This is a genomic window from Izhakiella australiensis, from assembly GCF_002006995.1.
In the GTDB taxonomy this organism is placed as follows: Bacteria; Pseudomonadota; Gammaproteobacteria; order Enterobacterales; family Enterobacteriaceae; genus Izhakiella; species Izhakiella australiensis.
The window spans coordinates 1-12,215 of record NZ_MRUL01000007.1 but is presented as its reverse complement, the minus strand read 5'-3'; the positions used below and the strand labels follow the sequence as shown (position 1 = coordinate 12,215).

General features: G+C 56.1%; 11 protein-coding genes, 1 pseudogene and 1 riboswitch. Of the genes and pseudogenes, 7 read left to right on the top strand and 5 right to left on the bottom strand.

Annotated features, from left to right (window positions below; translation table 11 throughout):
* The first annotated feature begins 6 nt into the window (after positions 1-6).
* From BTJ39_RS11595 to BTJ39_RS11580, 4 genes are all read left to right on the top strand, one after another.
* A complete protein-coding gene (locus tag BTJ39_RS11595) occupies positions 7-1,014 on the top strand; it encodes a Zn-dependent oxidoreductase (protein ID WP_078002862.1) in 1,008 nt (335 codons plus the stop codon).
* 89 nt (positions 1,015-1,103) lie between these two features.
* Positions 1,104-2,387, top strand: a complete 1,284-nt coding sequence (locus BTJ39_RS11590) for an MFS transporter (RefSeq protein ID WP_078002861.1) — start codon at positions 1,104-1,106, stop codon at positions 2,385-2,387.
* Positions 2,388-2,437: 50 nt separating this feature from the next.
* Complete coding sequence (locus tag BTJ39_RS11585) at positions 2,438-3,901, top strand: mannitol dehydrogenase family protein (RefSeq protein WP_078002860.1); 1,464 nt, start codon at positions 2,438-2,440, stop codon at positions 3,899-3,901.
* Between the two features lie 95 nt (positions 3,902-3,996).
* Positions 3,997-4,683 (top strand): GntR family transcriptional regulator, encoded by a 687-nt coding sequence (locus BTJ39_RS11580; protein WP_078002859.1) that lies wholly within the window; start codon positions 3,997-3,999, stop codon positions 4,681-4,683.
* A gap of 58 nt (positions 4,684-4,741) precedes the next feature.
* Here the strand turns inward: BTJ39_RS11580 and fbaB are convergent, their stop codons facing one another.
* The 5 genes from fbaB to BTJ39_RS11555 form a co-directional block, all read right to left on the bottom strand.
* Positions 4,742-5,794: a class I fructose-bisphosphate aldolase gene (fbaB, locus tag BTJ39_RS11575; protein ID WP_078002858.1), complete on the bottom strand. Its 1,053-nt coding sequence runs from the start codon at positions 5,792-5,794 to the stop codon at positions 4,742-4,744.
* A 146-nt stretch (positions 5,795-5,940) separates the two neighbouring features.
* Complete coding sequence (gene thiD, locus BTJ39_RS11570; protein ID WP_078002857.1) at positions 5,941-6,741, bottom strand: bifunctional hydroxymethylpyrimidine kinase/phosphomethylpyrimidine kinase; 801 nt, start codon at positions 6,739-6,741, stop codon at positions 5,941-5,943.
* Positions 6,741-7,532, bottom strand: a complete 792-nt coding sequence (thiM, locus tag BTJ39_RS11565; protein ID WP_078002856.1) for a hydroxyethylthiazole kinase — start codon at positions 7,530-7,532, stop codon at positions 6,741-6,743. Before thiM ends, thiD begins: the two co-directional genes overlap by 1 nt.
* A gap of 33 nt (positions 7,533-7,565) precedes the next feature.
* Positions 7,566-7,662, bottom strand: a riboswitch (TPP riboswitch).
* Between the two features lie 228 nt (positions 7,663-7,890).
* Positions 7,891-8,544 (bottom strand): GntR family transcriptional regulator, encoded by a 654-nt coding sequence (locus BTJ39_RS11560; protein ID WP_078002855.1) that lies wholly within the window; start codon positions 8,542-8,544, stop codon positions 7,891-7,893.
* Positions 8,545-8,713: 169 nt separating this feature from the next.
* Positions 8,714-9,601, bottom strand: coding sequence for a transporter substrate-binding domain-containing protein (locus tag BTJ39_RS11555; RefSeq protein WP_078002854.1), 888 nt, complete (start codon positions 9,599-9,601; stop codon positions 8,714-8,716).
* Between the two features lie 208 nt (positions 9,602-9,809).
* Between BTJ39_RS11555 and BTJ39_RS11550 the strand changes: the two genes are divergently transcribed.
* The 3 genes and pseudogenes from BTJ39_RS11550 to BTJ39_RS25160 all read left to right on the top strand — a co-directional run.
* A complete protein-coding gene (locus BTJ39_RS11550; protein ID WP_078002853.1) occupies positions 9,810-11,231 on the top strand; it encodes an NAD(P)/FAD-dependent oxidoreductase in 1,422 nt (473 codons plus the stop codon).
* A gap of 474 nt (positions 11,232-11,705) precedes the next feature.
* Complete coding sequence (locus BTJ39_RS24860) at positions 11,706-11,858, top strand: hypothetical protein (RefSeq protein WP_176110299.1); 153 nt, start codon at positions 11,706-11,708, stop codon at positions 11,856-11,858.
* Positions 11,824-11,964 (top strand): annotated as a pseudogene (locus tag BTJ39_RS25160) (IS256 family transposase); the annotation flags it as partial. The gene BTJ39_RS24860 and the pseudogene BTJ39_RS25160, both read left to right, overlap by 35 nt.
* Between the last annotated feature and the right edge of the window lie 251 nt (positions 11,965-12,215).

The window sequence follows — 12,215 nt, the reverse complement described above, 5'->3', positions numbered from 1 at the left end:
GTAGTGATGAAAAGTGTGGTGATTGAACAACCTGAACAGCTGAGCATCGCGCAGCGTGCCGAACCGCAGCCCGCCGCCGGAGAAGTCAGGGTAAAAGTGAAATACGCCAGTATCTGCGGCTCGGACGTACACATCTGGCACGGACACAACCCGTTTGCCAAATATCCACGGGTTATCGGTCATGAGTTTTTCGGCATTATCGACGCCGTGGGCGCCGGGGTTGACCCTGCCCGACTCGGCGTGCGCGTTGCCGTTGACCCGGTTGTTAGCTGCGGCCACTGCTACCCCTGCTCGGTCGGCCGGCCAAATGTCTGCAGCGAACTGCAAGTTATTGGCGTTCATCGCGACGGCGGCTTCAGCGAATTTTCAGTGGTTCCGAACGCTAACGCCTGGGCGCTGCCAGATAACATTGACGATCGGGTTGCCAGCCTGGTTGAACCTTTCACCATTGCCGCCAATATTTGCGCCTTTTTGCAACCGCAGCCGCAGGATATCGCGCTGGTATATGGCGCAGGTCCGATGGGGCTGACCGCGATTCAGGTGCTGAAAGGGGTGTACGGCGTTAAGCAGGTTATTGTCGCCGATCGCCTCACGCAACGCCTGCAAATGGCCAGTGATAACGGCGCTGATTTAACGCTGAACAACGCTGAAACTCCGCTGGCAGTGCAGCTCGCAGGCGTGCAGCCGACGCTGATTATCGACGCGGCCTGTCATCCGTACATTCTTGCCGAAGCGACGGCGCTGGCTTCGCCCGCAGGGCGGATTGGCCTGCTGGGCTTTTCGGGCGCCCCCTGCACGATTACCCAGCAGAGCCTGACCAGCAAAGAGCTGTCTATCTTCACCTCACGACTTAACAGCCATCGCTTTCCACAGGTAATCCGCTGGATGTCCGAGGGGAAAATAGCGCCGTCTAAGCTGGTAACCCACTACATACCGCTGGATGAAATTGAACGGGCGATGACCCTGTTTGAAAAAGACCCGCGTTCCTGCTGTAAAGTTATTCTGGAGATTTAGTCACCAGAGCAGCAGAACGCGGTTGCAGAGGCGGCAGCAATAGCCGCCTCTCCTCCCCCTACAGCTATAAATATAATGACGGAGTGACTATGTTTAAGAATCTGCGCTGGACCATCGTGCTGCTACTATTTATGGTCTACATGATTAACTATCTCGACCGCGTAGCGCTTTCGCTAACCGTCCCGATGATTGAGAAGGATCTCCTGCTCAACGCCGAACAGTTCGGCATGATCTTTGGCAGCTTCTTTTTTGGCTATGCACTGTTTAATTTTATCGGCGGTCTGGCAACCGACCGCTTCGGTCCGACCGTTGTTCTGGGCGTCGCCGTCGGTCTGTGGTCGCTATTCTGCGGCCTGACGGCGGTCGCCACCGGATTCTGGTCAATGCTTATCCTGCGCGTGCTGTTCGGCATGGCGGAGGGGCCGATTTGCGCCTCCGCTAACAAAGCGATTAACGGTTGGTTTCCTAAAAAGCAGGCCGCCACGGCAATGGGCTTCCTCAGTGCCGGATCGCCGCTGGGCGGCGCGGTAGCCGGCCCGCTGATCGGCTGGCTGGCGCTGTCATTCGGCTGGCGTCCGGCGTTTATTATCATCTGCAGTATCGGTATCGTCTGGATGGTTATCTGGTTCTTTATTGCTGCGGATAACCCGGCCCGTAGCCGCCGCGTCAGCGAGCAGGAACGTCAGCTGGTTGAACAGCTTAAAAACGAACAGCACACGCCGGAAGATGAGCTTAGCGAAGCGAAGCACGGTCTGGGCTATTATCTGCGCCAGCCGATTATCATCGTCACCGCCTTCGCATTCTTTTGTTATAACTACATCCTGTTTTTCTTTCTCAGCTGGTTCCCGGCCTACCTGGTCCAGGCGCACCATCTTGATATTAAATCCATGAGCCTGACCACGGTTATTCCCTGGATCGTCGGCTTCGTCGGCCTGGCGCTGGGCGGCTGGATTTCCGATAAAATTTTTAATATCACCGGAAAATTACTGATGTCGCGCAAAATTGTGCTGGTTGTTTCCCTGCTGGCCGCCGCGCTCTGCGTTGCGCTTGCCGGCAACGTACAGGGGGTAAACTCGGCGGTTGCGCTGATGTCGGTATCGATCTTCTTTCTCTATATTACCGGGGCGATCTACTGGGCGATTATTCAGGACGTAGTGCATAAATCACGGGTTGGCGGCGTCAGCGGGTTTATTCATCTGGTGGGTAGCCTCTCCGGCATCATCGGGCCGATCGTGACCGGGTTTATCGTACAGCGCACCGGCCACTTTGACAGCGCCTTCGTGTTAGCCGGCATCGTTGCCGCGCTGGGTGCGCTGCTGGTGCTGTTCGTGATAAAAAGTCCCAAAGCACCGGATAGCGCCGTTTCTGTCTGATATTTACCGGGCGCGCCTGACGCGCCCGCCACTGTTGATAAGGATCCTCTATGCTTACCCTCTCCTCGCTAAAAGCCGGGGTAGCCACGCCTGACTATGACCGCAGCCAGCTACATACGCGCATGGTGCATATCGGCTTCGGCGCCTTTCATCGCGCCCATCAGGCGCTGTGCAGCGATACCCTGGCGCGCGATCACGGCAGCGACTGGGGCTACTGCGAAGTCAATCTCAACAGCGGCGAGTTGATCAATGCGTTGAATGCTCAGCACGGCCTGTACAGCGTAGCCGAGATGTCCGGCGAGACGCTGGCGCTGCGCGTGGTGGGGGTAGTCAAACAGGGCATTCATGCGAAGTCGGAGGGGGTAGGCGCCGTTATTGAAGCGCTCAGCCAGCCGGATGTTGCTATCGTCTCCATGACGGTGACGGAAAAAGGCTACTGCCATCATCCGGCCAGCGCCCGCTTAAACCTCGACCACCCGGATATTATTCATGACCTGACCAATCCCGAAACGCCCCGCTCGCTGCCCGGCATTATCCTTGCCGCGATCCGCCTGCGTCGTCAGCGCAAGCTGCCGCCATTTAGCGTAATGTCCTGCGATAATATGCCGGAAAACGGCAGCGTTACCCGCCAGGTAGTTTGCGAACTGGCGCGCCAGCGGGATGAAGCGCTGGCCGACTGGATTGCGACGGAAATAGCCTTTCCGTCAACCATGGTAGACCGCATCGTTCCGGCAATGACGCCAGAAACCCACCGGCTACTGCAGGAAAATCTTGGCTGCGACGACCCGGTGGCGGTGGCCTGTGAACCGTTCTTTCAGTGGGTGATTGAGGATAATTTTGTCAGCGGCCGCCCCTGCTGGGAAAAAGCCGGGGCGCAGTTGGTGGACGACGTGGTGCCTTTCGAGGAGATGAAGCTGCGGATGCTTAACGGCAGCCACTCTTTCCTCGCCTATCTCGGTAATCTTGCAGGCTATCAACATATCAGCGACTGCATGGCCGACCCGGACTTTCGCCAGGCAGCCCGGCTGCTAATGCTGGCGGAACAGGCGCCAACGCTGAGCATTCAGGGCGTGGATCTGACGGCCTATGCCGACTCACTGATCGCCCGCTATGAAAACCCGGCAATTCGCCATCGCACCGCCCAGATAGCCAGCGACGGAACGCAAAAGCTGCCCCAGCGCTGGCTGGAAAGCATTCGCTGGCACCTGCGGCACGGCAGCCGCTTCGACCTACTGGCGCTGGGCGTCGCGGGCTGGATGCGCTACGTCGGCGGGGTTGACGAACAGGGCGAAAAGATTGAAATCCGCGACCCGCTTAATGCGCGTCTGGCACAGTGCGTCGTCGCCTCAGATCAGGGCGCTGCGCGCGTTAGCGCCTTGCTTGGCTTGCAGGAAGTGTTTGCCGACGACCTGGCGCACAGCGATGCCTTTATTCAGTGTGTAATGGAATTTTATCAGCAGCTGTTGCTGCAGGGCGCCAGAGCAACGGTGCATCAGCTGGTCGAACGCTATTGATTGCCCTATCACGCTTATGGCTGAAAGGGCTGGCACAACGCCAGCCGGCTGTTTAGACTGGTCACCTGCCTGCCGACGCTAAACGGAACTTGCCCATGTCAATTGCCTACAACATTACCGCCAGTGAGCCGGTAAACCAGCAAATTTACCGTTTCCTGCGCCAGGATATCGTAACCTGCGCAATTCATCCGGGCTCGCTGCTGTCGGAAAAAGACGTTTCCGCCCGCTTTAACGTTTCCCGTCAGCCGGTGCGCGAAGCCTTTATCAAGCTGGCGGAGGCGGGACTGGTGCAAATCCTGCCGCAGCGCGGCACCTTCGTGCGGAAAATTTCAGCCAAGCAGGTGGCCGACGGCCGTTTTATTCGTGAAGCGGTTGAGACCGCCGTGGTTCGCCGCGCGGCGCTTGAAGCCTCGCCGCAGGCTTTGAGCGAGCTGGCACATAATCTTGAGCTGCAGCGGCTGGCGGCGTCACGCCATGATAGCCAGAGCTTTCTGCTGCTGGACGACGAGTTTCATCGCTTGATCGCGCAAAGCATCGGCTGCGAACTGGCCTGGGAAACCGTGGAGAACATCAAAGCCACCATGGATCGCGTCCGCTTTCTCACCCTGAGCGAAGTCTCTCCGCCACAGAGCCTGATCCAGCAGCATGAGAAGATTTATCAGGCGCTGTCGTTACGTGACGCCAACGCTGCGGAAAGCGCTATTCATACGCATCTGCAGGAAATGATCTTTTCCATCACTCCTATCGCCGAACGCAACGCCAGCTGGTTTGAGGAATTCTGATAACGCGCCGGGCGCAGCGGAAAAGCGACGCCCGGCAACGCCTGTCCGATTCAACTAATCAGGCGATAGTCACGTTTTTCGCCAGGTAGACGTCCTGCACCGCGTTAATCAGCGCCACACCGTCTTTCATCGATTTTTTGAACGCCTTACGTCCCAGAATCAGCCCCATGCCGCCAGCGCGCTTGTTAATCACCGCGGTGCGCACCGCATCGGCAAGGTCAGTCTCTCCGCCTGCGGCACCGCCGGAGTTAATGAGTCCGGCCCGGCCCATATAGCAGTTGGCCAGCTGATAGCGCACCAGGTCGATGGGATTTTCGCTGGTCAGCTTGCTGTACACTTTCTCATCGGTATAGCCGAAGTTGACCGCTTTATAGCCGCCATTATTTTCCGCCATTTTCTGCTTAACAATATCCGCGCCAATCGTGGCGGCCAGATGGTTTGCCTGTCCGGTCAGGTCGGCGCTGGTGTGGTAATCCACGCCGTCTTTTTTAAAGTCATTATTACGCAGGTAGGCCCAGAGCACCGTTACCATCCCCAGCTCGTGGGCGCGTTCAAAGGCCACGGAGATCTCTTCAAGCTGGCGTCGCGACTGCTCAGAACCAAAGTAGATGGTCGCGCCGACCGCGACCGCGCCAAGATTAAACGCCTGCTCAACGCTGGCGTACAGCGTCTGGTCGTACTGAGCCGGGTAGCTCAGGGTTTCATTATGGTTAAGCTTCACCATAAAGGGGATTTTGTGCGCATAGCGCCGTGAAACCGATGCCAGTACGCCATAGGTTGAGGCCACGCAGTTACAGCCGGCCTCAATCGCCAGCTCGACGATATTCTTTGGATCGAAATAGAGCGGATTGGCGGCGAAGGAGGCGCCGGCGGAGTGCTCCACGCCCTGGTCCACAGGCAGAATCGACAGATAGCCGCTGCCAGCCAGGCGACCGGTGTTATACAGGGTTTGCATGTTGCGCAGTACGGCAGGAGAACGATTGTTGTCGATCATGACCCGATCAACATAATCCGCGCCCGGTAAATACAGGCTATCCGCTGGAATGGTCATGCAGCGATGTTGCAAAAGTGAATCCGCATCTTTGCCCAATAACTGTACGATGTCCGTCATGTTAGCTCCTGTTGAGGTGTAAATAGCCGCAGTGCGGCGGTTTCATCGGTAAAGCGAACCTCTTACATCCTGCACGCAAACCCCGCTGACTGGCAAATTGCTGACACCATTTTTCAGAACCTCCCTGGTAAATCCAGCGTTACGCCCTACCACCACTGATAAAAATGATGCACTGGCCCAATTCCCCTGCCCACCTCCAGCGAGTCGGCCTGCTGCAATGCGCCCTGCAGCCAGCCTTTTGCCGCCTGTACCGTGGCCGGCCAGCTGTCATGACGCGGGCGCAAAGCCGCCAGGGCGGATGACAGCGTACAGCCGGTACCGTGGGTATTTTTCGTCGCAATGCGCTCAGCGCTAAAGCGCCATTCGCCGTCGGCGCTCAGCAGCCAGTCAGGACTTTCTTTGTCGCTCAAATGCCCGCCCTTCATCAGCACCGCCTGACAACCATACTCCAGCAGCTTACGCCCCTGCAGCAGCATGCTTTGCTCATCCCCGGCCACCGCGCATTGCAACAGCGCCGCCGCCTCGGGAAGATTGGGGGTAATGACCGACGCCAGCGGGAGCAAGCGTCTGCGCAGCGCGTCAATCGCCTCCGGCGCTAGCAGCGGGTCGCCGCTTTTCGCCAGCATCACCGTATCCAGCACCAGCCAGCCGCCGGGCCGATCGCTCAGGCTGTCGGCAACCTGATTAATTACCGCTTCGTTAGCCATCATGCCGATCTTTATCGTATCAATACGCAGATCGGAAAATACCGAGTCCAGCTGCGCGCCGACGAACGCAGAATCGATGTTGAGCACCGACTGTACGCCACGGGTGTTTTGTGCCACCAGCGCGGTGATAACGCTGGCGCCATAGGCGCCAAGAGCGGAAAACGTTTTCAGATCGGCCTGAATTCCCGCCCCGCCGCTGGGATCGGTGCCGGCAATGGTTAATGCATTAATACGCTTCATTACCTCACCTCCTGCGCGCTAAGCTGCCAGAGCGCATCAATAAAGTGGCTGCGAAAGCTGCCGGGTCCGGCAGCCTGACGTCGGGCCTGCTCACCCGCTCTGGCAAACAGCCAGCACGCGGTCGCCAGATTCTCCAGGCGACTGCCTGCCAGGGTGGTAAACGCCGCCACCAGCGCAGAAAGCGCGCAGCCGGTACCGACCACGCGCGTCATCAGCGGATCGCCACCGCTCACCGTCAGGGTATTTTCACCATCGCAGAGATAATCCTGCTCACCGCTGATCACCACCACCGCCTGCGTAGCGCGCGCCAGCAAATGACCGGCCTCAACGGCCTGAAGCGAGCCATGCAGACTGTCAACGCCGCGGCCGCTTACCGTCTGTCCGGCCAGCGCCATAATTTCTGAAGCATTGCCGCGAATGGCTGCCGGGTGGTATGCCAGCAGCTGTTGGCAAAAATCGCTGCGCAGCGAGAGCGCGCCAACGGCTACCGGGTCGAGCGTCCAGGGGCGCTGCTGCTGCGTCGCGGCGGTAACGGCGGCCAGCATCGCTGCGCTGCGGCTGCGCGTCAACGTGCCGACGTTAATCAGTAACCCGCTGGCAATCGCGCTGAACTGCGCGGCCTCCTGCTGATCAATGACCATTGCCGGCGAGGCGCCGACTGCCAGCAGCACGTTGGCGGTAAAGCCCTGCACAACGTCGTTAGTCATACAGTGAATTAAGGGGGGATGCTGTGAGAAAAGCGTTAATACGCGGGCGGCCTGTTCGGCCTGCAGCTGCTGTGGCTGGTTCATGATTGCTCCCAACCGGCGATAAAGAAGGGATACCGGTCAGGCATCTGACTTCCCTACGCTGGCATTATCCAGATCAGGTGGTACGGGTATTTCTCAGCCTTCACGCAGAAGGGCACCCCGAGTCATTGAAATCAACGGATGCGGTTTGAAACCGCCATTGATACCGCTTCAGGATAGTGCGAACGCAGCGCCTTGTAAACGCGTTACATTGTTGCGGTCGGCATAGTCACAGAGGGCGGCAGAAAAAAACCGGGGCGTTCCCGGCGGCTCGATTAACATGGTAACCAGGCGCGCTCACCAGGCTAACAGCAAGCCAGGCCGGGAGCGCCCGGCCTGGCTTGCTGAAGTCGGGTTAAACTTATCCGGCCCAGTCGCCAACCAGATGGGTAAGGTGCGCGGTCATCAGGCTGGCCGTCAGCGTCTCATCGCCGGCCGCCATCGCCTCAAGGATCGGCTGATGCTCTTCGGCAGACTTAATCAGCCCGCCGGTTTCCCGCAGCGCTTTAAGACCGTACTGGCGCGACTGGTCGCGAAGATTCTCAACGATAGTCACCAGTTGCTCATTTTCAAGAATCGCCAGCAGCCCGAGGTGGAATTGACGATCCATTTCCAGATAGCCGACGATATCCCCTTCCCGGGCAAAATTGACCATATTCGCCGCTATCGCAGCAAACTCAGCTTTTCGGGTAATGATTTTTTCTTTCATCCCCGCCAGCTTAGCCATGGAGGGAACCTCCAGCAGCATTCTTAATTCGTAAATATTGTGACGTTCCTTGTCGCTAAGCGGCAGCACGCGAAAACCCCGGTTGCGTACCGCTTCCATCAGTCCCTGATTCACCAGCGTCAGCATCGCTTCGCGCACCGGGCTATTCGACACGCCCAGCTCTTCTGCCAGCGCTGAAGCCGAATATATCTGTCCGGGCGCAAGATCGCCTGACACCAGACGCAATTTAAGAATCGACAATGCCTGATCGCGCAGGTTAGTTTGCCTTAATTGCGGTTCCTGTCCCATAAGTCCTGCCTTACAGTAGTAGTCGGTAACATGCTACATTTTATTACGTTTATCCGACCTTAACAATACGTGATTAATTTCCTGCTGAAGGTTAGCGCTGAGGGGCGGAAAAATACAAAAAAATCACCGCAGCACCGGCTGCGATGATCGGTTATCCGCGATGATGGATTTAGTTAAAAGAGTACGAAGGAGGCGTCGAACCCTGCTTATAGATTTCGGCGCTTTTTACCGCGCCATAGGCGGTGTCGTTATTTTTCAGAATCTGCATATAAGCGCCGTCTTTAATCAGGGCATCGTACGCGGCTTTCAGCGCCGTCAGCATTTTTTCTGAGTCGTCATTCCGCGCCACCGCGGTGGCCGTTGGACCGCCGCCAATTTCACCGGAGGCATCAAGGCCGGCATCCATATGAATCGCCTCCTGCGCGCCGCCACGGTTGATCAGTACGCCGTCAACCCGGTGGCTGTTGAGCGCCAGGATGGCCTGGTTAACCGAGGCAAACGCGCTGATAACCGGTGCTTGATCGCTGCATTTATCAACCGCGCTTTTCAGGGTAGCCAGCTCGGCGGAACCGGCCATGGCCCCCACTTTACGACCACATATTTCCTTCAGCGTTTTCGGTTTGAACTGCTTTGATTTAGCAACCAGAAACGAGCTGTAATCCTGCCAGTTAGTAACAAAATCCGCGACCTTAAGCCGCTCAGCCGTGACGTAAAATTCACCATAGGAGATGTCATACTTTTTCGCCTGCAGGCCAGCCAACGCGGCGGCGAAAGGCACCAAATGGACATCGGCTTTCAATCCCATTACCGCCGCAACGCCTTTGGCCAGTTCCACGTCCATTCCTTTGAGTTCGCCGCCCTCTTTATAAGCCAGAGGTTTACCCACATCAGGAATCGCAATACGTAAGGTGCCTGACGCTTTCAGACTGTCAGGAAGCGAAGCTGCAACCGTCTCATCTTTACCGATACTGTCCGCGCCGACAGCGGCGGCAGACAGCATCAGACCGGTCGTCATAAGTAAGGCATAGCAACAGGTTTTGGCTTTATATATTTTCACTATAACTCTCCTCTGGATGACATATGGCACGCTGGTGTAATCACAAAAGCAACACATTGACAATGAGATGTTACGTGTAATATGTTACCCATTATAGATGACACTGGCAAGATACTTCTTTAGCGCTAACGGAAGCAATATCGCCAGCAACAGCACGCCATGATTATTCAACCAATCAGTACCAGTGAGCTATTGAGGTAAATGAAGAATGGAAAAACCAGAGTATGACGTCATTGTTGTTGGTGGTGGTCCTTCAGGTCTTTCCGCAGCATGGGAACTGCGCGATCGCAAGATTATGCTGCTGGAGAAAACCCATCGTCTGGGCGGACGGCTCTATTCTGTCAGCCGGGGGGATTACTGGTTGAATCTGGGCGGGCATCTGTTTCCGCCAGCAGGCTCACATATGCGCAATATTCTGCATTCAATCGGCCTTGAGGTCATTCCCATCCCCGGCAATAAATTCGCTATCGCCTGGGGCGGAAAAGTTTACAAACCCAAATCCGTTTCCGCCCTGCCGCTAACCATGTCGATGAGCATGCGCGAACGCATTTCACTGGCCTATCACGGTCTGCGCATTATGAAGGCGGTAAAAGGCTGGCAAAAAGCCATGCAGCCGGTGTATGGCGAAAATAACCAGCGTCGGCGCGCCAGGGTTGCGCGCTATATGGCCGAGCAATCCTTCTATCAGTTTATGGGCCCACTTCCGCAGCGCCTTGAGGCGCTTTTCCGCTCGGCAGCGCGCCGCGCAGCCGCAGAAATGGAAGAACAGCATGCTGGCGTTGGCGTTTCATTATTCGGCGCCGTTTGGTCAGGTAAAGGCGACGCTATGGCGCTTAATCTGAACGGCGGTTCTGGCCGCTTCGGCGAGGTGATGATGGAGCTGTTGGGGAAAAGAGTGCATTACCAGACGACGGTTAAATCGGTGAGTAAAACCGCTGACTACATCACCGTGGTTTACCAAACTAACGGTGTCGAGCACCAGGCTACCGCTTCCCAGGTCATTATCGCCGTGCCGGCTTATCAGGCCGCTGAGATTGTTACCGACATGCCTGAAGATGTACGCGATACCCTGCAGGGCGTTCAGTACGGTCCCTTCCCGACCATGGGGATTATTACTGATGAAACCGGTCCGATGCCCTATGATGACATCTACGCGATCACTACGCCGGATGCCTCTTTTGATATGTTCTTCAACCATGCGAATCCGCTACGTACCGGAGCACGAAAACCGGGCGGCAGCCTGATGGTGTATTCCGGCGGCGAGCCTGCACGCGAAATGCTGAAGCTGACCGACGAACAGATCCGCGATCGCTATCTTGCCGATGTGTATAAAATGTTCCCGCAGCTTAAGGGGCACATAAAGGAAACCATCGTTCAGCGCTGGGTTCCCGGCAATACCTACCGCCCCGCCGGTTTTAATTTTGAACCGATGCTGGCCTACTCTGAACGCGATGACGTGGATATTCACTTTGCCGGCGACTACTTTGCTGAGATCGGTAATATGGAAATCGCCACCGGAAGCGGGCACGAAGCCGCACGCCGGGCAAGAGTCCGCCTGATGAAGCGTGAAGATAACATCAGCGAATTCAGAACCCCGCTGGGCGCCAATGCGCTGGAGAAAGAGGCCTGATTGCAGGCCCGCCGTTTCGCCCTGCTCTCATCAGGGCGAAGATTAATCCCCGTGATGCCGTGATAAACTATTTACCTGGCACCGCCTTCCCTATCTGCCGCAGCTGGCAATCGAGAACAGCCGGACTCGCAACCAGCGCAAATGTTGGCTGACAATAACTGCAACTGAAATCAGGCGCGGACTCACCATAATTGCAAATGAACTCGCGTTTATCGCCGCTGGCTCGCAATCAAAATTGCATGGCCTGAAGGGTAATACACTAACGGGGCTCAAACGGCCGGTTTACCGGTATGACGATTTATTGTCGGTTCTGCGGAATGGATTGTGCGGTGGAAAATTTCGCTTACGATCTGTAACAAATAGCGCAGTGTTTATCTCCTGTTGATACTGAGGGAGGTACTGTGATGTCTGAACCACCGGGAACGTTAGAAATTCTGTGTCATTCAGTAACATAAAATCAAAAAGGAATGACACATGTCCCCCCTTCGATGTCGACAAAGCGCGACTCCGCGCGATCGTAATAGCACTCAACTGGTGAAAAAGCATCAGACCACGCTGTCCGACGAGATCGCGCGTAAGCGCATTCGCCTGACTGGATGCCCTTCAGCAGATACGCAACTCAATTAAATACGTTACATCGAAACATCACAAAGCATTTGTGGTCGACCTGAAGCCGGTATACCGGTCGGTGTCAAAAGTGGCTGCACAGACGGCGCTGGATGAACTGAAGGAAAATGGACAATGCCAATCCGGAGCTGGAATTTAACATTGTTGCAATGAGCCATCTATTTTGGCGGGCGACTAAATAATGTGATGACCCTGTAGAATTTTTTACGTGACACAGAATTCTGAACCCCTGTAGCGGCGAAAAATTTTCTGCACTGATTTGGATGAATTTCTGCACTCGCGGGTATGGTGATGGTGAGTGCAGAAATTCGTGCAAATTAGATTAAAATACAATCAGTTCTTATAACACGGTTTCCC

Excerpts from the sequence above, each read along its gene's own strand:
- BTJ39_RS11595 (WP_078002862.1), top strand. The coding sequence starts at position 7 with ATGAAAAGTGTGGTGATTGAACAACCTGAACAGCTGAGCATCGCGCAG.
- thiM (WP_078002856.1), bottom strand. The coding sequence starts at position 7,532 with ATGAACCAGCCACAGCAGCTGCAGGCCGAACAGGCCGCCCGCGTATTA.
- BTJ39_RS11590 (WP_078002861.1), top strand. The coding sequence starts at position 1,104 with ATGTTTAAGAATCTGCGCTGGACCATCGTGCTGCTACTATTTATGGTC.
- BTJ39_RS11560 (WP_078002855.1), bottom strand. The coding sequence starts at position 8,544 with ATGGGACAGGAACCGCAATTAAGGCAAACTAACCTGCGCGATCAGGCA.
- BTJ39_RS24860 (WP_176110299.1), top strand. The coding sequence starts at position 11,706 with ATGTCCCCCCTTCGATGTCGACAAAGCGCGACTCCGCGCGATCGTAAT.
- BTJ39_RS11585 (WP_078002860.1), top strand. The coding sequence starts at position 2,438 with ATGCTTACCCTCTCCTCGCTAAAAGCCGGGGTAGCCACGCCTGACTAT.
- BTJ39_RS11580 (WP_078002859.1), top strand. The coding sequence starts at position 3,997 with ATGTCAATTGCCTACAACATTACCGCCAGTGAGCCGGTAAACCAGCAA.
- BTJ39_RS11550 (WP_078002853.1), top strand. The coding sequence starts at position 9,810 with ATGGAAAAACCAGAGTATGACGTCATTGTTGTTGGTGGTGGTCCTTCA.
- fbaB (WP_078002858.1), bottom strand. The coding sequence starts at position 5,794 with ATGACGGACATCGTACAGTTATTGGGCAAAGATGCGGATTCACTTTTG.
- thiD (WP_078002857.1), bottom strand. The coding sequence starts at position 6,741 with ATGAAGCGTATTAATGCATTAACCATTGCCGGCACCGATCCCAGCGGC.